This is a genomic window from Sphingobacterium sp. ML3W (genome assembly GCF_000747525.1).
Lineage (GTDB): Bacteria > Bacteroidota > Bacteroidia > Sphingobacteriales > Sphingobacteriaceae > Sphingobacterium.
Window position 1 is genome coordinate 1,475,118 of sequence record NZ_CP009278.1, and the last position, 24,268, is coordinate 1,499,385.

General features: G+C 36.3%; 20 protein-coding genes and 1 tRNA gene. 14 read left to right on the forward strand and 7 right to left on the reverse strand.

What is annotated here, in order from left to right; translation table 11 throughout:
• Window positions 1-13: 13 nt before the first annotated feature.
• From KO02_RS06370 to KO02_RS06385, 4 genes are read left to right on the forward strand one after another with little or no spacing between them, the layout of a single operon-like run.
• Window positions 14-865, forward strand: a complete 852-nt coding sequence (locus KO02_RS06370) for an ATP-binding cassette domain-containing protein (RefSeq protein WP_038696815.1) — start codon at window positions 14-16, stop codon at window positions 863-865.
• Window positions 849-1,667, forward strand: coding sequence for a hypothetical protein (locus KO02_RS06375; protein ID WP_144243267.1), 819 nt, complete (start codon window positions 849-851; stop codon window positions 1,665-1,667). Before KO02_RS06370 ends, KO02_RS06375 begins: the two co-directional genes overlap by 17 nt.
• 1 nt (window position 1,668) lies before the next feature.
• Complete coding sequence (locus tag KO02_RS06380; protein WP_038696819.1) at window positions 1,669-2,052, forward strand: GntR family transcriptional regulator; 384 nt, start codon at window positions 1,669-1,671, stop codon at window positions 2,050-2,052.
• Window positions 2,049-2,882, forward strand: coding sequence for a hypothetical protein (locus tag KO02_RS06385; RefSeq protein ID WP_038696821.1), 834 nt, complete (start codon window positions 2,049-2,051; stop codon window positions 2,880-2,882). Before KO02_RS06380 ends, KO02_RS06385 begins: the two co-directional genes overlap by 4 nt.
• Before the next feature lie 119 nt (window positions 2,883-3,001).
• On the opposite strand, the gene KO02_RS06390 is transcribed toward KO02_RS06385, so the two are convergent.
• A complete protein-coding gene (locus tag KO02_RS06390) occupies window positions 3,002-3,508 on the reverse strand; it encodes an ecotin family protein (RefSeq protein ID WP_038702224.1) in 507 nt (168 codons plus the stop codon).
• 208 nt (window positions 3,509-3,716) lie between these two features.
• On the reverse strand, window positions 3,717-4,451 hold the full coding sequence (locus KO02_RS06395) for an SIMPL domain-containing protein (protein WP_038696823.1): 735 nt from the start codon (window positions 4,449-4,451) through the stop codon (window positions 3,717-3,719).
• Between the two features lie 141 nt (window positions 4,452-4,592).
• On the opposite strand from KO02_RS06395, the gene KO02_RS06400 reads away from it, so the two are divergent.
• From KO02_RS06400 to KO02_RS06410, 3 genes are all read left to right on the forward strand, one after another.
• Window positions 4,593-7,388 carry a prolyl oligopeptidase family serine peptidase gene (locus KO02_RS06400; protein WP_038696825.1) on the forward strand — a complete coding sequence of 932 codons (2,796 nt, stop codon included), beginning with the start codon at window positions 4,593-4,595 and terminating at the stop codon, window positions 7,386-7,388.
• A gap of 186 nt (window positions 7,389-7,574) precedes the next feature.
• A complete protein-coding gene (locus KO02_RS06405) occupies window positions 7,575-9,761 on the forward strand; it encodes a glutamine synthetase III (RefSeq protein ID WP_038696827.1) in 2,187 nt (728 codons plus the stop codon).
• A gap of 159 nt (window positions 9,762-9,920) precedes the next feature.
• Window positions 9,921-10,349 carry a c-type cytochrome gene (locus KO02_RS06410; RefSeq protein ID WP_235212358.1) on the forward strand — a complete coding sequence of 143 codons (429 nt, stop codon included), beginning with the start codon at window positions 9,921-9,923 and terminating at the stop codon, window positions 10,347-10,349.
• 190 nt (window positions 10,350-10,539) lie between these two features.
• Here the strand turns inward: KO02_RS06410 and KO02_RS06415 are convergent, their stop codons facing one another.
• Window positions 10,540-11,493: an aldo/keto reductase gene (locus KO02_RS06415; RefSeq protein WP_038696829.1), complete on the reverse strand. Its 954-nt coding sequence runs from the start codon at window positions 11,491-11,493 to the stop codon at window positions 10,540-10,542.
• Window positions 11,494-11,722: 229 nt separating this feature from the next.
• Here KO02_RS06415 and KO02_RS06420 point away from each other — a divergent pair.
• Both KO02_RS06420 and KO02_RS06425 read left to right on the forward strand, forming a co-directional pair.
• A tRNA-Leu gene (locus tag KO02_RS06420) sits at window positions 11,723-11,802 on the forward strand.
• Window positions 11,803-11,948: 146 nt separating this feature from the next.
• Window positions 11,949-13,190, forward strand: coding sequence for a site-specific integrase (locus tag KO02_RS06425; RefSeq protein ID WP_038696831.1), 1,242 nt, complete (start codon window positions 11,949-11,951; stop codon window positions 13,188-13,190).
• Between the two features lie 68 nt (window positions 13,191-13,258).
• Here the strand turns inward: KO02_RS06425 and KO02_RS06430 are convergent, their stop codons facing one another.
• The 3 genes from KO02_RS06430 to KO02_RS06440 form a co-directional block, all read right to left on the reverse strand.
• The gene (locus KO02_RS06430; protein ID WP_038696833.1) at window positions 13,259-14,245 is read right to left on the reverse strand and encodes a hypothetical protein; all 987 of its coding nucleotides are present in this window, start codon (window positions 14,243-14,245) and stop codon (window positions 13,259-13,261) included.
• A gap of 138 nt (window positions 14,246-14,383) precedes the next feature.
• The gene (locus KO02_RS06435) at window positions 14,384-14,674 is read right to left on the reverse strand and encodes a hypothetical protein (RefSeq protein ID WP_038696835.1); all 291 of its coding nucleotides are present in this window, start codon (window positions 14,672-14,674) and stop codon (window positions 14,384-14,386) included.
• A gap of 734 nt (window positions 14,675-15,408) precedes the next feature.
• Window positions 15,409-15,738 carry a hypothetical protein gene (locus tag KO02_RS06440; RefSeq protein WP_144243268.1) on the reverse strand — a complete coding sequence of 110 codons (330 nt, stop codon included), beginning with the start codon at window positions 15,736-15,738 and terminating at the stop codon, window positions 15,409-15,411.
• A 177-nt stretch (window positions 15,739-15,915) separates the two neighbouring features.
• On the opposite strand from KO02_RS06440, the gene KO02_RS06445 reads away from it, so the two are divergent.
• The 5 genes from KO02_RS06445 (at window position 15,916) to KO02_RS06465 (ending at window position 23,495) form a co-directional block, all read left to right on the forward strand.
• Window positions 15,916-16,596 carry a response regulator transcription factor gene (locus KO02_RS06445; RefSeq protein WP_038696839.1) on the forward strand — a complete coding sequence of 227 codons (681 nt, stop codon included), beginning with the start codon at window positions 15,916-15,918 and terminating at the stop codon, window positions 16,594-16,596.
• On the forward strand, window positions 16,593-17,927 hold the full coding sequence (locus KO02_RS06450; RefSeq protein WP_038696842.1) for a sensor histidine kinase: 1,335 nt from the start codon (window positions 16,593-16,595) through the stop codon (window positions 17,925-17,927). The genes KO02_RS06445 and KO02_RS06450 overlap by 4 nt, the downstream gene beginning before the upstream one ends.
• Window positions 17,928-17,995: 68 nt before the next feature.
• Window positions 17,996-19,249: a TolC family protein gene (locus KO02_RS06455; protein ID WP_038696844.1), complete on the forward strand. Its 1,254-nt coding sequence runs from the start codon at window positions 17,996-17,998 to the stop codon at window positions 19,247-19,249.
• 49 nt (window positions 19,250-19,298) lie between these two features.
• Window positions 19,299-20,399, forward strand: coding sequence for an efflux RND transporter periplasmic adaptor subunit (locus KO02_RS06460; RefSeq protein ID WP_158500268.1), 1,101 nt, complete (start codon window positions 19,299-19,301; stop codon window positions 20,397-20,399).
• 3 nt (window positions 20,400-20,402) lie between these two features.
• Window positions 20,403-23,495 carry an efflux RND transporter permease subunit gene (locus tag KO02_RS06465; RefSeq protein ID WP_038696846.1) on the forward strand — a complete coding sequence of 1,031 codons (3,093 nt, stop codon included), beginning with the start codon at window positions 20,403-20,405 and terminating at the stop codon, window positions 23,493-23,495.
• Between the two features lie 185 nt (window positions 23,496-23,680).
• Here the strand turns inward: KO02_RS06465 and KO02_RS24225 are convergent, their stop codons facing one another.
• Window positions 23,681-24,256 (reverse strand): substrate-binding domain-containing protein, encoded by a 576-nt coding sequence (locus tag KO02_RS24225; RefSeq protein WP_262506687.1) that lies wholly within the window; start codon window positions 24,254-24,256, stop codon window positions 23,681-23,683.
• Window positions 24,257-24,268: the final 12 nt, after the last annotated feature.

The following is a 24,268-nucleotide window of genomic DNA, read 5'->3' on the forward strand; positions in this document are numbered from 1 at the left end:
ATAATACAGTAGTATGATAACTATTAAAAACCTAAATTTCAGCTACAGTAAGAAGCGACCATTATTTAAAAATATGAACCTTGAATTAAAGGAGGGACATATTTATGGTTTACTGGGGAAAAATGGTGCAGGCAAATCAACCTTACTGAAGAATATGGCCGGCTTGGTCTATCCTGTAAGTGGTACGATTGAAGTATTGCATTTCGATCCTTGCAATCGCGAACCTGCTTTGCTTCAGGAAATAAGTTTTATTCCTGAGGAATTTCATTTACCAGCGGTGAAATCCGCATCTTTTGTCAAATCGAATGCGAGCTTTTATCCAAAGTTTGATCATCAGTATTTCAGCGAATTGATTCATGAGTTTGAGATTCCAATTGAACAGAAGCTGGCGGATATGAGCTACGGACAAAAGAAGAAGTATATCATCTCATTCGGTTTGGCTTCAAATACGAAGATCATGATTATGGATGAGCCCACTAATGGTCTCGATATCCCTTCCAAGGTTCAGTTCCGTAAGATTATGGCTTCCGCTATTTCAGACGAACGTTGTGTGGTTATATCGACACATCAGGTGCGTGATTTAGATAACCTGATCGATGCTGTCATTCTACTGGATGAGCACAGAGTGGTATTAAATGCCGATGTCAATACCATAACGGATCGCATATGCTTTAAAAAAATGCATGCACTTGATGATCAAGTGCTCTATGCTGAACCAGCATTAGGTGGCTTTAATACGATACAGTTGAATACATTGGGCGAAGACTCTAAATTAGATTTAGAAATCTTGTTTAATGCAGTTTTGCAGAAGAAAGAATTGATTACAAACCTTTTAAATGTTACAGAAGATGTCGAACGTATTTAATTTTAATCGCTTATGCGCATTGATTCGCCGACAATGGATCTCTGTGGGACGTATCTACCTGATGTCTTTGGTTATTTTAGCTGGTATTTTTATCGCATTTTATGGATTTAATTGCTATAAATATTTTGTAGAATTAAAAGTTGGTAACAATATAGGGGAAAATCTCTTTAGTTTTCGTACACCCTTATTTTGTATTCTAGGCTTGTTTTTCATTACGGTTATTTCGGGTAGTTATTTTTCTAATCTAGGACAAAAAACAAAGGCTATTTTTGAATTGATGATTCCTGCCTCCCGTTTGGAAAAATTCCTTACCTCTATTTTTTATACTGTCATTGTTAGCTTGTCGGCTTATTTCTTGTTATTCTTCTTAGTTGATCTTGCTTTCGTTTCCCATCTAAGAAGTACGGGATCTTCTATTACCACCATTATGGACGATTCTGGAGGTAAGTTGATGAACGACAATTGGATTTACTTCTTTCAATTGGAGAAATCGGAATTCTTGCCTTATTTTTATTTTCTACCGTTTTTATTAAATGCCCTATTTTTATTGGGTTCAATTGCTTATCAAAATTATCAATACATTAAAACAGCCATTACTATGATTGTATATATAGCCATTTGGGGACTTACATTTGCTTATGTAATGAAATTAAGAACAGATAATACTATTGGCTTGGGTAATAGCACTGGTTATTTTCATGACAAGAACAATGTTTTGGAAATTCTCCTTGTGATTGGAATAGTGTTAACATTGATTTTTTGGGGATTAGCATTCTTGAGATTGAAGGAAAAGGAGGTTTAAAATGGATTTTAGCGCAAATAAAGCCATTTATCTACAGATTGCAGCATATGTATGTGATCATATATTATTGGGAAAATGGAAGGTAGATGATAAGATTCCCTCAGTACGTGAACTAGCAGTACAATTGGAAGTTAATCCAAATACGGTGATGCGAACTTATGACCTACTGCAACAGAAGGAAATTGTCGTCAATAAACGTGGGGTAGGTTTTTTTGTGACCGAAGCCTCTGTGAAAAACGTAAAGGAATATCGGAAAGCCGTCTTCCTTGAAGAGGATCTTTTTCCATTTTTTAGAAATATTTATTTATTAGAAATTAGTTTGGACGAACTAAAACAACGTTATCAAGCTTTTATCGAACAAAATTTTAAAAATAACGAATCATGAAATTGAGTAGTAAAATACTGATAGGCTTGGGAATAACATTCTTTGTTATTCCAATAGTCATGACTTCATATATCGCAGGTGATAATAGGGTCGATTCAAAAGTGTATGAGGAGATTCTTCGCAAAGAGGGAAATGACCCCAAAAGTGAGGATACTTATCTGAAAACGTATCATACCAATAGCTTTCGCAATTTGAAAATTAATGGAAACCAAAAAGGAGCAATCGCTTTGTTTATTGTGAAAAGTGATCAATATGCGGTTAAAGTGGATAAAAATAGTGAGCGTGAAGTACTTGTCGTTGTTGATGGCAACGGTCAGTTGAACATTGAACTGACGGATAATGCGAAATCCTATTATAAACGGATATATATATTTACCCCAGATATTAAACAAATAGAACTATCTGAAGTTCGTGTCAATAATTTTTCAGGTCAGTGCGACCAATTGGAAATATTCGGGAATAAGATTGAAGATTTTACTTTTGATTCAAATGTGCAGATAAATGCTCTTTCCTTACGATTGAAAAATTCGCTTATCAGTGGCGATCGGCAACAATCATTTAATCTTGATCAGTTGACATTGGATCTAGATAGTAGCGATGTGAATATAGCCAAGCAAAATTATGAAGACGTATTCATTCAAGCCAAAGACTCTAAGGTAAATTTTTCAGGGGAAAATCCAGATGCCAAATTGAAGTTTTTGAATTTGAAAACTGTCGGAAATACTTCGATAGGTTTGGGTAATCTTCAAGTGGAAAATATAGAAGGGCAACTGTCTCAAGAAACGAAAACAGATCTCCCTGTTTCACTATTACGTAAGATAATAAAATAATGGACTACTCAGTCTATATGTAATATATTATGCTTGTAAACATAGGTTTACAGTATTCCTAAAAAAAATCGCTCTACAAATTTAATTGAAGAGCGATTTTTAGTTTATATAGCGTCGCGTTATTTAGCCTTTTTTACTGTAACCTGCGCAGCTTGATAAGTTTCTGGTTCGGCTTTATAGATTTTAAATTTTACTTCATAGCCCTCTGGAGCATAAATTACAATAGGCATTCTGCCATTGTAGTCCGATACAATAGATTTAGCTTGTACAAATGTGTTCTTCTTTTCACCTTCACATAGCATTTGGGTCATTCCAACATTTCCATTTGTTTTGAAAACATAATAATTATAGCCCCAACCTTCTAAATTTTTCTCTTCAAATTCCCCAGAAAGGAAATACGTATTACAGGCATCTGTTTCCATATATTTACCTGCAAAGAATTCAATTTTCTTGTTGTTGTCAGCTGCTATTCCAGCATGAGGAACTTCAATGACATATTTTACCATGCCTTTTTCTGGCGCTGGAAATACATTTACATCTTGTTTAAGTAAAGTTTGTGCCATGGCAGATATGGAGAATAATAAAGTAGCAACGATCATTCCTGTTTGTAACATCAACTTTTTCATATATTTTGTTTTTATCATGTATATATGATTAGAGCGATATTCAAGCGATAGGTTTAGTCAACAATCTATTTTTTTGTCCTAAAAAATTGGTTCTGATGTTAGAAATAGTGTTATTGGTTTGGTAAATAAGCTGTTGCATTTTGTTTTTTGTTGAATTATGAAGCTCTAGTTTCTATTTTTTATAGCTTTAATCAATCATTTGTTTAGATTATTTAGGTAAAAAGCTCGCTTTTACAGTAATGTTCGCTGTTTTTTTTCTAGAAGTGGTATTAAAAGCGCCGCCATAAGAATATTCCTCATTATCATTTTGACCAGTAATCTGGAAAACTCCTAAATCAGCTTTGACCAGTGGGCCCAAAGAGGAGCTTGATTCATTAGCAATGTTTTCTGCTCTTTGGTGTGCATTTTTAGAAGCTTGTGAAATGAGCTCCAGCTTTAAATCTTCTAATTTGGAGTAATAGTAATTTGGTGTACTCGAGCTTAATTCTAATCCTTGAGATATCAATGTGGAGATTTCGCGAGATGCATCGTCCACTTTATTGAGGTCTCGAGATTCTACTCCTACACTTTGTGACAGTGTATAACCTGAAAATGTATTGTAGCTACTTCCTTTTTCATCGGTATGGTATTCAAAATCTTTGTTGATATTCACGGCTTCAAATCTAATTTCTTCCGATTTCAAACCTTGTGAAATTAAAAACTTACGAACCAGTTCACGATCTTCAGCTAACTGGTCGGAGGCGCCTTTTAAATCGAAATTCTTACGACTGTAGGTCGCATTCCACTTCACTAAATCAGATTCAAAATCTTTTTTAGCATTTCCATTAACAGTAATCGTTTGCGATGATTTAAATTTATACCGATATGCATTACTAAAAAGACTTGTAGAAATAATAATAACTAAACCAGCAATTAGGGCTATTATGATTGGATTATATTTCATGATTATTTTATAAAAAGGTTATCTAAATGTATAATACAGTCTACAATGTAGCAATCATGATACCAAAAAACAATCCTTTTTTGGATATAAATGGATAATTTGCATTTTTTTTGAATCAGATTGTTGATATATTGATAAATAATGAATAAAAGGATCATTTTTATAGGATTATTTGCATTGCAGGGAACGGTGTTGTTTGCTCAAAAACAACCGCTTAACCACACTGTTTATGATGGTTGGCAAAGTTTAAATGCAAGTGAAATAAGTGCGAGTGGAAAATACATCTCTTATCAGATCTTGCCTCAAGAGGGTGATGGTGTATTTTATTTAAAGGATAATATAAATAAAGCGCTATTGTCACTGCCTAGAGGGTATAATGCAAGCATGACAAATGATGAAACACATGTTGTTTCTTTAATAAAACCAAAATTTGACGATACGCGTCAAGCCAAGATCAAGAAGAAGAAAGCAGATGATATGCCGAAGGATTCTCTTGCCATCTATACCATTGCTACAGGGCATCTTTTGAAGTTTGCGGATGTCAAGTCATATAAAATGGCAGAAGAAGGATCAGCTCATTTTAGTTTTTTGACGGATAGCAAAACTACCCCATCCGATACCACAGCTGGTAAAAGTAAGAAAATAAGCAAAATCAGTACATTACATCTTTTTGACTTCGTAACAGGGGATACGGTTAACTTCCAACATGTGGATCAATATGCCTTCAATAGATTGGGTAGCAAATTGGTGTTTACTAAAAAAGCAGAAGCAAAAGATTCGACTTCGACTATTGCGGGTGTTTATTTGTATGATTTAACAAATAAAGCCCTTAAGAAGATTACGAATGGTCGGGGAACTTATAAGAACTTTACATTTGATGATCAGGGAAATCAGTTGGTTTATTTAGCAGATAAGAGTGCGGAAAAGTCTTTGTTAAAGGATTTTAATCTTTACTATTATACCTCCCAGCTTGATTCTGCACAGCTTGTGGTTCAAAAAAATACGGCAGGCATGCCTGCTAATTGGGCTGTAAGCGGTGACGGAGATTTGAAATTCAGTAAAAATGGTCAAAAGCTATTTTTAGGATTGGCACCAATACCACGTGTTAGGGATACTACCTTGGTGGATTTTGAACATGCAAAAGTAGATGTATGGCATTGGCAAGATGATTATTTGCAACCACAGCAATTGGTGAATTTGAAAAAGGATCTTGCTCAAAGCTATTTAAGTGTTTATTACCCACAACAAGTGAATCGCGTGATCCCTTTGGTTGATGAAAAATTCAATCCGGTGCGAACAACTATTGAAGCCGATCAAGAGTATGTATTGGCGACGACCGACTTTGGTAGAAGAATAGCGACACAATGGGACTATCAAAGTAAACAAGATGTCTATGTGGTATCCACGGTAACAGGGGCTCGTCAAATGGTGGTTGAGAATTTAGCTGGACAAGCGGTGTTATCGCCAGATGGTCAATTTGTTCTTTATTTTAATCAAGAAAATGGCAATTGGTACTCGTATCGTATCGCTTCGAAAAAAGTAACCTTATTGAATGAAGGGTTACCAGTATCCTTTGTCGATGAAGATAACGATATGCCAGCTAAGCCGAGTGGCTATGGTATGGCAGCTTGGGGATCCGATAATAAGGGGGTATATGTATATGACAAGTACGATATTTGGTATTTTGCTTTAGACGGATCTGATAAATATATTGCTACGAACGGTTATGGTCGCGCATCAAGCATAGTGTTACGTTATAAAAATCTGCTTCATGTACACAACAGCTATAGAAAATCAAATACACTGGATAATCGTTTGCAGAATATTTTGACGGCATTTAATGAGGCGACAAAAGAAAATGGGTTTTATGAATTAAGAGGAAAGCGAAAAGATCCTAAGGTAATTATAATGGCTCCTCATGTTTTTAAAAATCTGCAAGCTTCGGGAGATCAGAAAAATGTAATCTATACAAAGGAAGATTATGGCAATAGTCCTGACTTATACCTCAATAATAATACGTTTAAAAAGGAAGAGCAGCTGACTGCATTGAATCCGCAACAGGCAGATTATAATTGGGGCACGGCCGAGTTGATGCAATGGACAACCCCAGGGGGACATCAAGCGGAAGGGATCTTGTATAAACCTGAAGATTTTGATGCTAATAAGAAATATCCGGTTATTGCTTATTTCTATGAGAAATTGACGGAGGGCTTATATAGTTATCAAGCACCAGCACCTACGCCATCTCGGTTGAACATTCCATACTTTGTTAGTAATGGCTATATTGTTTTCGCTCCGGATATATCTTATGTAACTGGTGAGCCGGGTAAATCTGCTGAGGAGTATATCAATTCGGGTATGAAAAAATTAACAGAGTACCCTTGGGTAGATGCAGCTAAGTTGGGAATCCAAGGTCAAAGTTGGGGTGGATATCAAGTGGCGCACTTGATAACAGCAACAGATATGTATGCAGCAGCATGGGCAGGTGCGCCTGTTGTGAATATGACTTCAGCTTATGGAGGTATTCGCTGGCAGACAGGTATGTCACGACAGTTCCAATATGAAAATACGCAAAGTAGAATTGGAAAGACTTTGTGGGAGGGGCAAGAGGCTTATCTTGCAAACTCACCTTTATTCCATTTAGATAAAGTTACCACTCCAGTGGTCATTATGGCCAATGATAATGATGGTGCAGTGCCATGGTATCAAGGTATAGAAATGTTTACGGCATTGCGTCGTCTACAGAAACCTGTTTGGATGTTAAACTATAATGGCGATGCACACAATTTGTTATTAAGACAGAATAGAAAAGATATCCAAATACGGGAACAGCAATTTTTCGACCATTATCTAAAAGGAGCACCTGCTCCCAAATGGTTAAAATCTGGAGTTTTAGCAAAAGAAAAAGGAATAGATTGGGGTTTTTCCATAGATTAGTTATAAAAAAGAGCTTATTTGTTACAAATAAGCTCTTTTTTATGCTGTTGATTCTAATTATTTAAACTTTTTCAATAAAAAATGAAAAAAAATTTCAATTTTTATTGAAAACAATATACTTTTACAAAGTAATTTGATGGAAAGTCAAATAGCGGGGTGTTTAAAACTTAAAATTTCAATCATATAATGTCTAACTTAAGATTTCAATCTGTTGAAGCGGCGATATCTCGCCAAAATGCTTCTCTAAAAGTAGAAACTAAAAAAGCAACCGAAATTTACGGAAAAAACGTTTTTTCAATTGCGAAGATGAAAGATTACCTTCCTAAAAACTCATATAAAGAGTTGGCTCAGGCTATAGAAGAAGGTTCGGCTATCTCTCGTGATCTGGCAGAGCATATTTCGCAGGCAATGAAAAGTTGGGCACTATCAAATGGTGCCTCGCATTATACACATTGGTTTCAACCTTTGACAGGTTCTACTGCTGAGAAACATGATGCATTCTTTGAACCTGATGATAATGGTGATGCAATTGAAAAGTTTACAGCAGATGCATTGGTCCAACAAGAACCGGATGCGTCCAGTTTTCCTAACGGCGGTATACGTAATACATTCGAAGCTCGTGGTTACACTGCTTGGGATACTTCATCCCCTGCTTTCCTTTACGAAACAGGATCAGGCAAGACTTTATGTATTCCTACTGTTTTTGTATCGTATACAGGGGAAGCATTGGATTATAAAGCACCGTTGCTAAAAGCAATCAGTGCTATTGATAAGGCTTCAACAGAAGTAGCACAATATTTTGATAAACAGATTACGAAAGTAAATGTCTCTTTAGGTATTGAACAAGAATATTTTTTAGTTGACATTTCTTTATATAATGCACGTCCCGATTTACAATTGACAGGACGTACGTTATTTGGCCATATGTCTGCAAAAGGACAACAGTTGGACGATCATTATTTCGGAGCTATCCCAGAGCGTGTTTTAGCGTTTATGGTTGATTTGGAAAATGAGGCTTTAAAATTAGGTATTCCATTAAAGACACGTCACAATGAGGTAGCACCTTCTCAATTTGAATGTGCACCTATGTACGAAGAAATGAACTTAGCGATTGATCATAACCAATTGTTGCAAAACCTAATGGACCAAGTTGCATTGCGTCACCACTTTAAGATATTATTACATGAAAAACCTTATAGTGGAGTAAATGGTTCGGGTAAGCACAATAACTGGTCTTTGATTACCAACACAGGTGTAAATTTATTGTCTCCAGGGAAGACTCCAAAAAACAACCTGATGTTCTTGACTTTCTTTGTCAATACCATTAAAGCGGTTCATGAATATGCTGACCTTTTGCGTGCGTCTATTGCGAGTGCAAGTAATGACCATCGCTTAGGCGCTAATGAAGCTCCTCCGGCAATTATTTCGATATTCTTAGGGTCGCAACTGGATGATCTTTTAGAAGAAGTAGAGTCGGCTCGTGTTGCTAAAAAGGTGAAATCTGAAGCTAATTTATGGCATGGAATACCTAAAGTTCCCGAGTTGAGATTGGATAATACAGATCGTAACCGTACCTCTCCATTTGCATTCACAGGTAATAAATTTGAGTTCAGAGCAGTAGGCTCTTCTGCTAACTCTGCATTGCCAATGACCGTGTTAAATGTTATTGTTGCCAATCAATTGAATGAATTTAAGATAGAGGTTGACAAACAAATCAAAAAAGGTATTAAGAAAGACTTAGCAATACTTAATGTAATCCGCAAGTATATCAAAGATTCTAAAGCAATCCGTTTTGAAGGAAATGGCTATAGTGAAGAGTGGGAGAAAGAAGCGGAAGCAAGAGGCTTATCCAATATCAAATCTACACCTAAAGCTTTAGATGTTTATGTGAAAGAAGAAGCATTAGCTTTATTTGAAAAATTAGGAATCTATACCAGACGCGAAAGTGAAGCTCGTCATGAAATATTGTTAGAGAACTTTTACAAAAAACTTCAGATTGAAGCACGTGTTATTGAAGAAATCGTTAATAATCAAATTGCTCCAGCATGTTTGGTCTATCAAAATGAGTTGATCAAAAATGTACAAGGCTTGAAGGATCTTGGTTTAGGAAAAGAAGCTTATAGCTCGCAGTTGAATTTCTTAGAACGTATATCACTACATGTAAATACCGTTCTTGAAAAGGCTGAGGAGATGCGTAAAGAACGTAAAAAAGCAAATCAGATTGAGGATATGCGTGAAAAATCTATTGCTTATGATGAGCTAGTCAAGCCATATTTTGATGATATTCGCTACCATGTTAATAAATTAGAGAAAATTGTAGATGACCAAAAATGGCCATTGCCTAAATTGCGTGAATTATTATTCATGGGTTAGACGACACATGAGCATACATACTAGAAGCTACTCAACTTGAGTAGCTTCTAGTATGTACAGGCTTATTGTAACAATATGTTGTATTGTCATATTAATTTCATATTGTCGTTGTTTCTTATTTCCTCAATCCTTAAATTTAGTACTTAAAAGGAAGAAGAAATGAAGATGTTTGCAATTAAATACAGGAAACTATCTATAGTCACAGCAGTTATTGCGACGGTGATGACTATGAGTGCTTTTATTCCGCATCAGGAGAAGCAAAAAGAGGAAAAATTCACGAATCTGAAAGTATTACCAAAAAATACCACTCCAGATGAGTTAAAGGTAATTATGCGCGAGTTTAATGCCTCTTTGGGAGTGAAGTGTGGGTTCTGCCATGCGCCATCGCAAGAGAATCCTAAAGAATTGGATTTTGCAAGTGATGGCAACAAGCATAAAAATATAGCCAGAGATATGATTAAGATGACGGCTAAGATCAATAAAAAATATTTTCATCGAACAAATAAGGAAGGACAGATTAAGGCAATTTCATGTAAAACTTGCCATAATGGAAATGAACATCCGGAAATGAAAATAGCAGGTTTGTAAGTCACGAGAAGATGGATTAAAAGTCTTTCTTGGTTTTCCAATAAAGGAAAGTAAGCATGAGAGAGACCAGATTTTTTTTTAAAATCTGGTCTCTCTTTAATTAAACTCGGATTGCCAAACTCAAATTGTGTTTTTAATACATCCAACTTAATTGTGGACCAAATTTTTGAGGTACATTATTCCATGCTCATCATAAAGTGCTGGCAACATTTAATTTTTCGATATCTTGTACGGTCAATTGAATATGTGTCGCAGCTGTAAAATCTTCCAACTGCTGTAATTTAGTAACGCTTACAATCGGAGCAGTGATACTAGGACGTGCAATAATCCAAGCAAGCGCTATACTTGATACCGAAGTCTGGTGTTGGTCAGAAACTTCATCCAATGCTTTTAAGATACGTAAACCACGATCGTCTAGCATCTCTTTGACAGAACCTCCACGTACAGATTTCGACAAATCGTCTAAATTGCGGTATTTACCCGTTAAAAATCCACTTGCCAATGAATAATAAGTAATGACTCCTAAATTATTGTCTTGGACTATTTTTTCATACTGCTGTTCATATTTTTGTCTGTGATATAAGTTATATTCGGGTTGAAGAGACTCGTACCTAGGGAGATGAAGTAGTTTGCTTTTTTCCAATGATTCCTCTAAGCGAGTAGGACTTAAATTAGAGGCGCCTATCCATTTTACTTTTCCTTCTTTTATTAATTGTTGATATGCTTCCAATGTTTCTTCTACAGGAATAGATTCATTATCGAAATGTGTTTGATACAAATCAATGGTATCAATCTGTAACCTTTTAAGTGAAAACTCAACTTCTTTAATGATATAGTCTTTTGCGGTGTTGGGGGTAGGGGTATCTTTCTTTGTACCTCCAACTTTTGTTGCAATTAAAACCTGGTCGCGCTTCCCTGATTTTTTTAACCAGTTACCAATAATTTGCTCAGATTCACCACCGCTATTTCCTGGTACCCAGTACGAATACTGATTAGCAGTATCGATTAAACTAAAACCTCGATCTACAAATCCATCTAATATGGCAAAGGATTGTTTCTCATCGATTGTCCAACCAAATACATTTCCTCCAAAAACTATAGGTTCAAATGTTAAGTCCGTATTTCCCAATTTTACTTTACTCATAATACCGTGTTTTAGTTTATATAAAATTAGCGAATAATAAGACAGGTGCTGTTATGAAATATAAATAGTGAAATTGAGATTACATTTTATAGCCGGATAATATTTATATAAAATAATCTCCTTCATTATCAGTTGTTTTATGCTGTGGATGAATTTTTATTTTGCATATGTAAAATAAATATCTACCTTTGCATCACTCCAAACAACGAAATACTTGTTGAAACGGGATGCCCAGTTGGCGGAATTGGTAGACGCGCTAGTCTCAAACACTAGTGGGAAACCGTGCCGGTTCGATTCCGGCACTGGGTACTATAAGGGTATCAAGATGCAAATCTTGATACCCTTTATTTTGGAAAAGTGATTTTAAACGCACTAGACCACACTCCTTGACACGGGTGGATTTACTAACAGCCGATATATTTGTAGACATTTTGTATACATAGATATTTTCGGAAATGATTAACTCTACACCATCCGTACAGATGTTCAAATTTTCTTTAAAACTATTCTACTTTAAAAGTAGAATTCAACAAAATGGCAATGCCGCTCTTTATCTTGAATGTTATATTTCAGGATTCGGATCTGGAGGAGATCGAAAACGTCATCCTCTAAATTTAGATTGGCCCGCAAAAAAAATTAATCTGGAGAAGGGGATACTATTGCCCCGGCACAAGGATGATTTGGATGTGAATGATTATCATATGATAATAAGTGATGTCAAGGCTAAGATCAACGAGATTGCTATTCGCTTTCGACTGCAGAACCGGGTATTGACGAACGATATGATTATTCGTGAGATATTATATTACGATTCTTCTAAGTCATTAGTAGCTTTCATGCAATTGGTCCGGAAAGATCGATTCAAAAATGGGTTAATCGCCCGACAGACTTATAAAAACATTCTCAGTACCATCAATTCTTTGATTGAATTCAGACCCTTAGCGACATTTTCAGAAATTGATAAGACTTGGATGGCCCAGTATAAAAAGTTTTTGCTAGGTAAGGGTGTCGCCATTAATACCGTCTGGACTCGCATGAAAGATGTTAAAGCGCATTTGGATATGGCTATCGAGCAACACAATATTTATGTACCTAAAGACGGCCTAGACTTCCCTAATCCCTACAAAGAAGAAGAATCAGTCTATTTACGAAAGGAAGAAGTAATTAGGTTAATAAACCAACTTGACGATAAAGCACTATGTGCTGCCGATTACCAAGTTTTGAAGGCTTTTCTTTTTTGCTGCTTTACAGGCTTTAGAATATCGGATTTGTATAATTCCGAATATTCGTGGATGGTTTCTGAAAATTTCTTGAAATTTATGATGGTGAAGAATCAGGCTCGTAAGCCCCGGGTTCTTACGATACCCCTGATACCGATCGCTAAAAAGTTTATCTCGAGCAATTCGGGAAAGTTTTTTGAATTGCCGACAACACAAGAATATAACCGGACTTTGAAACAATTAATGAAGTTGGCTAAAATCGATAAGCAGATATCCAGCCATGCTGCCCGTCATACTTTCGGTCACTTATTTATGAAATTTGGAGGAAACTTGCTTACACTGCAGAAGATATTAGGTCACGCAAAAATTGAAACGACTTTAAAATATGCTCATCTGGATGACGATGATAACCTGGATCTGGTACTGAAGATTAATGATGAGTTTGAAGATGTAGGGAAGTTGAAAAATATGGCTTAAAATAAAAGCAGACTGATTTTGGTCTGCTTTTATTTTAAGCCATATATAATAAGTTTACAAATTTGTAATTAATCAAATCCTACATCTAGGATCTCATTTTCAAATATATTGTTTATACTAATTGTAAATCCACTGTTACTTTTAGGCGTTGGCTCTGGGTCAGGTGGTATTGAGGTGATTAAATCGAATATTGGTCCTGTTAGTCTTGTTCTGTAGTTAGATTTGATTAATACGTCAGTAATATCCTTTGAACCAATAAGAACTCTATTTTTATCCAAAAGAGAAAGCTTAATATTAAAATTAGAACCATTTATAACTGATTTTGGGAACAAATTGGTAGTATATATTGTATTAGTTTTTCCCACACTATCTTTTAAGTCATAGGTAGAAGACGCGTACATATAATTCTCCTCTTCTCCTAAGTAAAGTTGATCTATAAAGGGATTAATAAGAGCATACTGAAGGGAAGTTATTCTCAAATACCCAGCCTCAGCTTTAACAGCATCTGACAATTGAACCATTAATTGACCATTTAATCGTTTTAATTCTAAAGGCGCATACGTTGAATCTCCTTCAACAATAAACTCTGAAAATCGCTTTGCAAAAACATCCCTAGTATTCTCTAAAGTTAAAGAATGATCGCCATTTAATGTGTTTTTAATACTTATCAGATAGTCATCTTCATCATAATACATGACAACACCTAGTTTATAATTTCCTTTTGGAAGTTGAAATTTAAAGTTCCAAAAATTTTCAACATTCTCTTCATTAAGGTACGGGATAATAGAACGATTAGAATTTATTATAATATTTTCATTAGAATCGAATATCACAAATCTAATTCTAGTTGGTCTGCCAAAATGCTCATTTTCCGCAAGAGTTGTTTGAGATTTTTTATTAGCACCTTTCAAAGATATCGGTTCAGTAGTCACTTTAAAACTTTTAGCAGTGAAAGCTACATTATATAACTTTTTATCTATCGGATTAGGACCATCCTTTTTACTACATCCCAAAAGAAACATGGCTAATAAAATAAAAAATAAGATCTTTTTCATAATCATATGGTTTGATTTACATAAATTTAACTATTTTTTCTTAATTTCAGCTATTTAATATTTTGAGCCACCACTTCCCGAATTACAGGTAACACTAAAAAAAATAGCTGTCACGGAACTTGGGACATTAACATCTCCTTAGGATTCTAATGACTCAAGTGTTTTCCTCTTTGTAACATCTATTTTTATAGTTCTTGGAGTCGCATAATTAGTGAAATCAACGACCAATATTTTATCTTTTTCCCAGTCATATTCCCCTTTTATTTCCTGTTCATAAACAAATGCCTGCTCAAGATTATATTTGTTTTTAAATAGATTTACACCATCCTGATAAAACAATTCATCCCCTTTGTTTACTCTTGTAACAACGTCTAGTAAATTTTGATACAGTTTTAATGTTTTGCCACGAGCGACTGGAGATGTTGACAATAAACCAGTTTTTTGACCTAATCCCTAACTAATATTTATCCAAATAGATGATACAAGTTGATATCCAGTATCCATCACATAAAATGTATCAAAGTCAGGATATTCAGATTTTGCTCCATACGACCTACCTTCTGGTGATTAGGATTTACATTCCAATTCTCAATTAGAGTATATGCACTTTTAGGGAAGGAAATATGTCTCAGCGCTACCCCAAGTTGCATCTGTAAGGAATAGATTGTTTTGAAATCAACATACTCTCTTACAGGTTGTAACCTTGCTTTTAAGGATAGCTGATTATTTGAAAACTCAGACTCCTGGATCTCATTAAAATCAACTATTCGTACAACCGGGTCAATGTAAAAACAATCAACATTATAAACCTCATTAACAATTCAAATGTTTATTTTTTCCGCATCAATTCTATTTCCTAAACTCAATTTCTTTCCATCTACACATACTTCATAGCTAATGGTCTTGCTTGTCTCTTATTTATAATATGGTGGGACTGAAGCAGGAGGTTCTGGTGCTCCGTAATTACCACCCACAAAGTCATTAGTATTTATTACTTCAATTACTAATCGGTAAGGGCCAATACCGTCACTGGCATTCCATTGTAAAAAGACTTTCAACAATTACAGAGTCAAATAGGTCCTCAATGAACTCTTCTGCATAAACCGTCCTTGAAGAGTCTGGTAAAAATGTTTTGTTATTACCAGACATCTTGTGGATAGTCTTTAGAAACACACCTTATCAAAATCGCTTATTATAATCAATTCATCAATGTTTATATATTTTACCCGCGTTTTTACCGAGGACGGAGTGGGATTTGTTCCACCCTCAGCTTGAAAAGAATAACTTACACCATCAATAATTATAGCTTTTGCAGTTGCTTTTTTATACGGTATATATGCTTTATGTGCTGGTATGTCTCCAGCACTGGGTACGGAAAAGGTATCAAGATGTAAATCTTGATACCCTTTATTTTTTAATAGTGCCTTCAAAAGCTCGAGACTGCATTCCTTGACATGGGTGAGTTTCCTAACTCGACTAGATATTGTAGACATTTTGTAGACCTGATTTAGAAATGAATTATTTAACTTCCTCACCCTGACAAATGTTTAAAATTTCTTCAAACCCTTAAAATATTTTTCAAACGGATACATTAGAATTTCATTAGATATTCCTGAAGCTATTCATTTTACTCCTATATTTTTTTAATTTTGTGATTAAAGCAATTTACGATGCAGATTTTAGTGATAGAGGACGATAAACGGATCAGTGATTTTCTAATTAAAGGATTGGAAGAGAACGGCTATTTGGTTACTTTGTGCCGTTCTGCAGAGGAGGTGCTTGCTAACTATTTGAATATCGCTTGGGATCTATTGATTGTAGACATTATGCTTCCCAGTATGGATGGGCGACAATTGGTTAGTACATTGCGATATAAGAAGTGTCATGCTCCCGTTTTGATGCTCAGTGCATTGAATACCGTGCAAGATAAAGTTGATTCATTGGACCTTGGAGCGGATGACTATTTAACGAAACCCTTTCATTTTGATGAATTGTTGTCACGAATCAAGGCACTCACACGTCGGAGTCAGCAGGGCTTTGAAATTCCAAAAAATCAGTTTATCCAAGTAGGAGCATTAAAGATTGATAAAGATCAATACAAAGTATTTGATTCCGATCAAGAAATTGAATTATCACCACGTGAATTCAAACTGCTGATGTATCTGGTGGAGAACCAAAATAAAGCCGTTAGCAGAATCCAAATCTTAAATGCAGTTTGGGGCATTAATTTTGACAACCAAACGAATGTAGTAGATGTTTATATTTCTTATGTGCGTAATAAAATCGAAAAGCATCAAAAATATATTTTCACGGTAAAAGGGGTAGGGTATCTATTTAAACTAGCGAAATGAATTTAAAGAATCGCCTTTCTGTTTATGCTGCCTTTATTTTTGGGGTTATCATTTTGATTGCATCGACGATTATTTATGTCTCCTTTTATACCAAAATGGAAAGCCAGGAGTTTCGGAATTTGGAAAATAAAACCTTATTATCCGCTTTATTTTATCTGGAGAAAGACGAAGTATCCTTTATCGAGCATGAATCAATTAAAAATCAACTTCAAAAAAACATTTCTAAAAGTAACATATTAGTTGTTGATTCGCTCAACAGACGCTACGATGGATTAATGGAAGACGAGGCACCTATGTCATCCGATTTTTTTGATTTAGTTCGTAAACAAAATATCGCACAGCTCAAGACCGATTCATTTTTTTACAATGGACTTTTCTACCATGATAATGAAGGCGATTTTGTCATCGTAACTCGGGCATCAACCGCTGAGTTTCACGATCAAATGCAACTGTTGCTCCATATTCTATTAGCAGTCTCGTTAATTGGATTGATTTTGATATTGATCTTCTCTCAATTTTTAGGAAATATCGCTTATGATCCTATACTCAAAATGATCAGTGAAATTAAGAAAAGAGATAATCAAAACTTTAATGAACCCATCGTTTTAAATAAATCTTACCAAGAAGTACAAGAATTGGTCGACACGTACAATCATTTTGTTGAAAAGCTAAGCCAAACCTTTTCCATTCAAAAGAATTTCATCGATTATGTGTCTCATGAGTTGCGGACACCTCTTGCTGCAATTTTAGGAACTTTGGAGGTAAGTAAACAGAAACCTCGAACTGTTGCTGAGCATGAGTTGATCAGTTTGCAGTTGAAACGCTACACGGAAGATTTGCGTGATACGATTGATCATATGATGATCCTATCTGGGGCAAAGACTAATTTTGAGACCAAGAAGATCCGTATCGACGAGGTGCTATGGGAAATCATAGAGCAAGTGACTTTGGTGCACCACGCACAAATCAATGTTGATATTCAGGTTGCAGACACCGACCTGTTGAAAGTGGAGGCAAATGATAAACTGTTACAGCTTGCTATTCAGAATATTGTGTTGAATGCGGTTAAATATTCCGATAATCAACCCGTTGAAATCCGTCTGAAGTCGCAAGGAGGTAAATTGCTTGTTGAAATCGTGGATCAAGGTATAGGTATCCTTCCAGCAGAGCTTATTCGTGTCACAGATAATTTTTATAGAGGTGAAAATGCGCAAGAATATAATGGTAAAGGAATTGGTTTATCACTGGCTAATGTGATTTTTACACTGCACCATATTCACATGCATATCCGTTCTGGTTCACAAGGAACAATCGTATCCCTTCAATTCTAATCAAATTCTAATCTACTTCAAAATTCCTGTTAATCTATCAACCATAGCTTTGCTAAAAATAGTAAATAGTGAAGATATATTGGTTTATAGGAGCTTTTCTATTGACAGTTGGTCAATCGCAAGCACAAACGTATTCGAGACAGGCATTGAAAGATATGCTTTTGCAGAACAATGGACAACTTATTGCTCAAAAATATCAGATTGAAGCCGCTGATGCGCTGATCGTACAAGAGAAATTATGGTCTAATCCGACGCTAAGTATCAGTGAAGTCAATCTTTGGAAAAACGGTACCACAGAGACCTTGCCTTATCTTTTTGGTAAATATGGTCAACATCAACAGATTGGTCTAGAATTGGAACAAGTAATTGAAACTGCCGGTAAACGTAAAAAGAGAGTCAATCTCAAATCCTTAGAAAAGAAAGATGCTTTATTGGATTATGAAGAATTACTGCGTGAACTACAATTTGAGCTGGACGAAGCCTATTGGAGCTATGTTGCTGTTTCGAGAAAAGAAGTATTAGTGGATTCCATCGTGAATTTGTACCAAAGTTTGGAAAGTCAATATAAACGTCAGTCCGATCTTAATAACATTCCTAAATCCGATCATCTCCGCATTCAATCAGCCTTGATCAACTTTGAAAAGAATCGGGTGGAATTGTATACAGAAAAAAACACTTGGTTAAATAAAATTAAAGTTTTGACCCAAGATGAAGCCATCACCGAAGCACAGATCGAAACCATAAATATTCCGTTAAATCTAAGTCAAAGCATACCCGTTGATTTAGAAAAACAATTGTTGGACCAAAATATTGGCTATCAAAAACAGGCCAATGAACGGGATAAAGCGCAACAACAGTTATTGATTGAGCAAGCGGAGAAAAAGCCAGATTTGGCTTTTCAACTCAGTTACGACCGGGGAGGAAATATCATGCGTGATTTTGTGGGTATAGGTGTTAGCATGGACCTACCTATTTGGAATCGGAATAAGGGGAATATTAAAGCTGCAGAAAATATGGTGAAGCATGCAGAAATACAACAAAATACAGTTGTCAATCAGTTGAAAACGCAGCTAAATGAATTAAAATACCAAGTGCAACTCTATGAAACAACTTTGTTGAAGTCCCAAAAACTTGATTCGAAAGAACGCAGCGCTATGATTGCCAATTATCAAAAGCATTTACAAAAGAAGCAGATCACTTTATTGGAATTTATAGATTTTATCGAGGCTTATCAAGAAACCGAATGTGGGGTTGTTGAAATGACCTTAGCCTATCAGGTGGCTTATGCTCAGCTTCAGTATTTAACAGGAGGAAAGTTCTAAATATAAATAACCAAACCGAGCTTGTTAGCTCAGCAGTAATATGATGACGATGAAACACAAGATAATATATTTACCGATGGTCGTTTTGATAAGATTACTATCGGGATGCAGTGGTGACACGACTGCGAATACTGATGAAACAGTAGCCGATACGAAATTTTGTCTTAGTGAACAGATGAAAAAAACTACTACGATTAGTACGTTAGAACTTTTGCCAATTACCGAACAATTGTCTTTATCGGGTAAGATTGATTACAATGAAAATGATCTGGTCGCATTCAGAAGCTTACTAGAAGGTACAGTGGAAAGTGTAGGGTTTGAATTGGGGGATTATGTAAAGGCTGGACAGCTATTAGCAACGATCAAATCAACACATGTGCAAGAGCTGTTTCAAGAGCACCGGAACTACCAGAATCAGATTGTGATGGCGACCAAACAATTGCAAACGAAAAAGGAGTTATTGCAGGACGGTATGGTCGCTGGTACGGAAGTGTTGACAAGTGAACATGAATTGGCAAGTTTGAAAATAGAACGGGACCGTGTACAGCAAATTTTAAAGATGTATCGTGCAAAGGGACAAGGGTCTTTTGAAATTGTAGCACCAAAGAATGGCTACATCATTCAAAAGGCAGTCAGTATTGGTCAAAGTATTTCTGCCGATCAAGATCCCCTATTTTCGATATCCAATCTGAAGCAAGTGTGGGTGATGGTCAATATCTACGCCAATAATTTAAAATATATCAAAGAAGGTGATGCTGTAAAAGTCAAGACTATTGCGCAGCCGGATACTTTTTATCCTGGAAAAATTGATAAAATATACCATGTGTTTGATGATAATGAACATGTGTTAAAAGCCAGAGTAATATTGGAAAATCAAAACTTACAATTGATGCCAGGTTTAGCAGCAGATATCATTATCGATAAATCCAATGCTGGGGCAGAAGCCTATGCTATACCTAACGCTGCTATCGTATTCCATAATAATAAAGAATATATCGTTGTTTATAAAGATGATTGCGCCATATCTACCAAGCGAATCACTACGCTAACCTCCAATGAACAATATACGTTCGTCCAAGAAAAATTCGCTGCCGATGAGCAGGTCATCAGTAAGAATGCCTTGTTATTATTTGAACAATTAAATCCATAAGGCATGCAAAAGTTAGTTCAAAATATCGTGACTTTTTCGTTGCGAAATACCACATTTATTCTATTTGCTACACTTGCATTATTGTTTGCTGGCGTTTATGCTTTAAAACATACTGCGATTGAAGCATTTCCAGATGTGACCAGTACCCGCGGCCGTATCATTACCCAGTGGCCGGGTAGAAGTGCTGAGGAAATGGAAAAACTGGTCACCTTACCTATTTCTAAGGTGATGAACAGTATACCTCATAAATCCAATATTCGTTCCATATCCTTATTTGGTCTTTCTGTAGTAACGGTCCAATTTGAAGATGGTGTAGATGATTTTTATGCACAACAATATGTATCCAATAAATTAAATGGCGTCAGTTTACCTGAAGGAGCAAATGCGGAGATTGAGCCACCATCAGGAGCTACAGGTGAGATCTTTCGATATGTAATCAAAAGCGATCTTCCTATAAAAGAAATTACCGCTATTCAGGATTGGGTGATCGAACGCGAACTGTTATCGGTACCTGGAGTTGCCGATGTGGTGAGTTTTGGCGGGGAAGAGAAAACTTATGAAATTAAGATTAATCCAACGGAATTAAAGAATTTTGACCTATCGCCTTTAGATGTCTATGAAGCTGTATCCAAATCAAACGTTAATGTGGGCGGAGATGTCATCGAACAGGGGAGTCAAGCCTATGTCGTCAGAGGAGTTGGTTTGTTAGATAAAATAGAGGATATTGGTAACATTACGATCAAGTTAAATGGTTCAACACCTATCTTGATTAAGAACGTCGCTGATGTCGTCGTATCGCATAAACCCCGTCTGGGACAAGTGGGCTATAATGAACATCATGATATGGTCGAAGGAATTGTCGTGATGTTGCGTGGAGAAAATCCGTCTGCAGTTATCGAGGGTCTAAGGGCCAAAATAACCGAACTTAACGAACGTACACTACCCGATAATGTCAAGATCGAAACGGTCATAGACCGTACCAAATTGGTTGATAATACGGTAAAAACGGTGTCTAAAAACTTGATTGAAGGTATACTTTTGGTTTCACTTATTGTTTTTATTTTCCTTTATAATTGGAAATCCACTTTTATTGTTGCTTCGGTTATCCCCCTCGCTTTCCTCTTTGCCATTATCATGTTAAAGATACAGGGATTACCTGCTAATTTAATATCCATGGGATCCTTGGATTTCGGTTTATTATTGGAAGGAACACTCGTTATAGTCGAGACCGTATTTGTTGCCATGGCGACATTATCACATCAAGTAGGGGCCGAACGATTTGCCAAAATGAGTAAGTTGGGCGTGATTAAAAAAAGTGCTGGTAGTGTAGCTTCCTACATCTTCTTTGCATTGCTAATTTTGATCGTTGCGCTACTGCCTATCTTTTCTTTTCAAAAAGTAGAAGGTAAGATGTTTACTCCTTTGGCATTTACGTTGGGTTACGCTTTATTAGGATCCTTGATCTTAAGTTTGACCTACGTTCCAGCTATGTGTAAATTGTTGTTTACAAAAAATATCGATGAGAAAGAAAATCTGATTACGCGATTTTTTCAAAAAACAATTTTCGGCATGTATGCGACAGCATTCCGTTACAAAAAAACAACCATTGGTCTATTTCTGGGGATTTTAGCTTTGTGTCTTTTCAAATTCATGCACTATGGCTCCGAATTTCTTCCAAAGCTCAATGAGGGAGCGATCTACATACGGGCAACTTTACCCAATAGTGTCAATTTAAAAGAGTCAACTCGATTGACGGAAGAGATGAAAGAATTGATGCAGAAAGATTGTGAGGAGATTGATTTTGTACTCACGCAGACAGGTAGACCAAATGATGGAACTGATCCAACCGGATTTTTCAATATCGAATTCAATGTGCAGCTGAAAGATGCCAGTGAATGGAAAAGGAAAGTTTCTAAAGAAGATATTATCCAAGAGATGCGCACCAAATTGCATCATTATCCCGGTATAACCTTTGGATTCAGTCAGCCTATTCAAGATAATGTCGAAGAGTATGTTGCTGGGGTGAAGAGTTCTCTGGTTATCAAAATTTTTGGTGATGACCTTTACGATTTAGAAAAATATGCCAATAAAGTGGCAGAATCCATTTCAAAAGTTAAGGGCATCGCGGATATCAATGTGTATAAGAACATTGGATTGCCCGAATTGAAAATTCAATTGCACGACTCCAAGATGGCAAAATATGGTATTCAGACACGCGATGTACAAGCTGTTATCGAAATGACTATCGGTGGGCAGGCGGCGACAACCTTTTATGAGGGCGACAGGCAATTTGATGTCATTCTTCGTTTTCAAGAAGCATATCGCGATTCACCTACCAAAATTGGTAATATCTTGATACCCACAAGTAATGGGCAGAATATTCCACTGCAAGAAATAGCGAGTATCGCTTATCAAACGGGGCCAGCATTCATCTATCGTGAAGGCAATAGTCGCTACATAGGTGTTGGATTTAGTATCGAAGGTCGCGATTTGGGTAGTACTATCGTAGAAGCGAAGCAGGTTGTTGCTGCTGAAGTGAGTTTACCAAAGGAAAACCATATGGAGTGGGCCGGAGAGTTTGAAAGTAAAGAGCGTGCTGCAAAACAACTGGCTTTAGTAGTTCCTATTTCCTTGGTACTCATTTTATTATTGCTATATGCCAATTTTGGGAATGTAAAAGACACTGCAATAGCTTCATTGACTTTACCTTTTGCCTTTATTGGTGGGTTTATTTCACTTTGGGCGACCGGAACGATATTTGGAATATCAGCAGGTATTGGTTTTATCATATTATTTGGTGTTGCTACTATCGATGGAATTGTTTTGATAGGCGTCATTAGGGATAACCTGAAACATAAGATGAAGTTAAAAGATTCCATTATTCAGGGGGTTAGAAGCAGGATTCGACCTGTGGTGATGATTGCCTTAATGGGTTCCATGGGCTTGTTGCCAGCAGCTTTATCAACAGGTATGGGGTCTGAAATCCAGAAACCACTTGCCATTATGATTGTAGGTGGACTTTTGATTTGTTTGGTGTTATCATTCACCATTTTACCTGTCGTTTTCTACCTTGCTTATCGGAAAGAGAAAGCGTAAGCGCGCTTGTCATTTCAAAATTAACAATATAAAATGTGATGAGCTTGCATAAAAACCAAGCTTATTGCATTTTATTCAGTACTCATATAGGATATTTTCACCCGTATGATAGGTGTTGAATGCCTAATGGATGGATTTACTATCCAGCATTTAAATCCTAGATAGGGGGTGCTTACTGGGTGTGATTACCCTTGAGTAGAGGCGCGATAGATTAATTCGGCGTCGAGCATAATCGTTCTATTGGGAGCAGCTTTATCCTTTATTTTTTCCAATACCAACTCAGCTGCCGCTTCGCCCATCTGAATCAAGGGTTGCTCCACACTGGTCAATTTTGGATGCACAACAGTCGCCAACTCTGTTCCTGAAAAACTAGCAACGGCCACCTGCATGGGTATTTTGATTCCCATTTCAAGAAGATAGTTCATGGCACCAATGGCTAAGGTATCTGTAAAAGCAAAGATACTATCAAATTCAATGTTCTTGCTCCATAGCTTTTGTGCAGCAGCTCTGCCATGTTCAAAACCAAGCCCTTCTGCTTTTATGATTAGGCCTGGGTCAAAAATACCATGCTTATTTAGTATTCGCTCATAGCCTGTAGCTCTTTCTTTGGCATTTCTAATCGTGGAAGGTCCCATGATATGTGCAATTCTTTTTTTTCCACTGCTGATCAGGTGTTCAACCATTAAAGCTGCTTTAATGTTATCATTGACCGTTACGCTCGAAGCATCAAAGGATTGGTCGGGCATTCTATCAAAAAACACCAGTGGAGTTCC

Coding starts and splice junctions, on each gene's coding strand:
- KO02_RS06370 (WP_038696815.1), top strand. CDS start 14: ATGATAACTATTAAAAACCTAAATTTCAGCTACAGTAAGAAGCGACCA.
- KO02_RS06375 (WP_144243267.1), top strand. CDS start 849: ATGTCGAACGTATTTAATTTTAATCGCTTATGCGCATTGATTCGCCGA.
- KO02_RS06380 (WP_038696819.1), top strand. CDS start 1,669: ATGGATTTTAGCGCAAATAAAGCCATTTATCTACAGATTGCAGCATAT.
- KO02_RS06385 (WP_038696821.1), top strand. CDS start 2,049: ATGAAATTGAGTAGTAAAATACTGATAGGCTTGGGAATAACATTCTTT.
- KO02_RS06390 (WP_038702224.1), bottom strand. CDS start 3,508: ATGAAAAAGTTGATGTTACAAACAGGAATGATCGTTGCTACTTTATTA.
- KO02_RS06395 (WP_038696823.1), bottom strand. CDS start 4,451: ATGAAATATAATCCAATCATAATAGCCCTAATTGCTGGTTTAGTTATT.
- KO02_RS06400 (WP_038696825.1), top strand. CDS start 4,593: ATGAATAAAAGGATCATTTTTATAGGATTATTTGCATTGCAGGGAACG.
- KO02_RS06405 (WP_038696827.1), top strand. CDS start 7,575: ATGTCTAACTTAAGATTTCAATCTGTTGAAGCGGCGATATCTCGCCAA.
- KO02_RS06410 (WP_235212358.1), top strand. CDS start 9,921: ATGAAGATGTTTGCAATTAAATACAGGAAACTATCTATAGTCACAGCA.
- KO02_RS06415 (WP_038696829.1), bottom strand. CDS start 11,493: ATGAGTAAAGTAAAATTGGGAAATACGGACTTAACATTTGAACCTATA.
- KO02_RS06425 (WP_038696831.1), top strand. CDS start 11,949: ATGATTAACTCTACACCATCCGTACAGATGTTCAAATTTTCTTTAAAA.
- KO02_RS06430 (WP_038696833.1), bottom strand. CDS start 14,245: ATGAAAAAGATCTTATTTTTTATTTTATTAGCCATGTTTCTTTTGGGA.
- KO02_RS06440 (WP_144243268.1), bottom strand. CDS start 15,738: ATGTCTACAATATCTAGTCGAGTTAGGAAACTCACCCATGTCAAGGAA.
- KO02_RS06445 (WP_038696839.1), top strand. CDS start 15,916: ATGCAGATTTTAGTGATAGAGGACGATAAACGGATCAGTGATTTTCTA.
- KO02_RS06450 (WP_038696842.1), top strand. CDS start 16,593: ATGAATTTAAAGAATCGCCTTTCTGTTTATGCTGCCTTTATTTTTGGG.
- KO02_RS06460 (WP_158500268.1), top strand. CDS start 19,299: ATGAAACACAAGATAATATATTTACCGATGGTCGTTTTGATAAGATTA.
- KO02_RS06465 (WP_038696846.1), top strand. CDS start 20,403: ATGCAAAAGTTAGTTCAAAATATCGTGACTTTTTCGTTGCGAAATACC.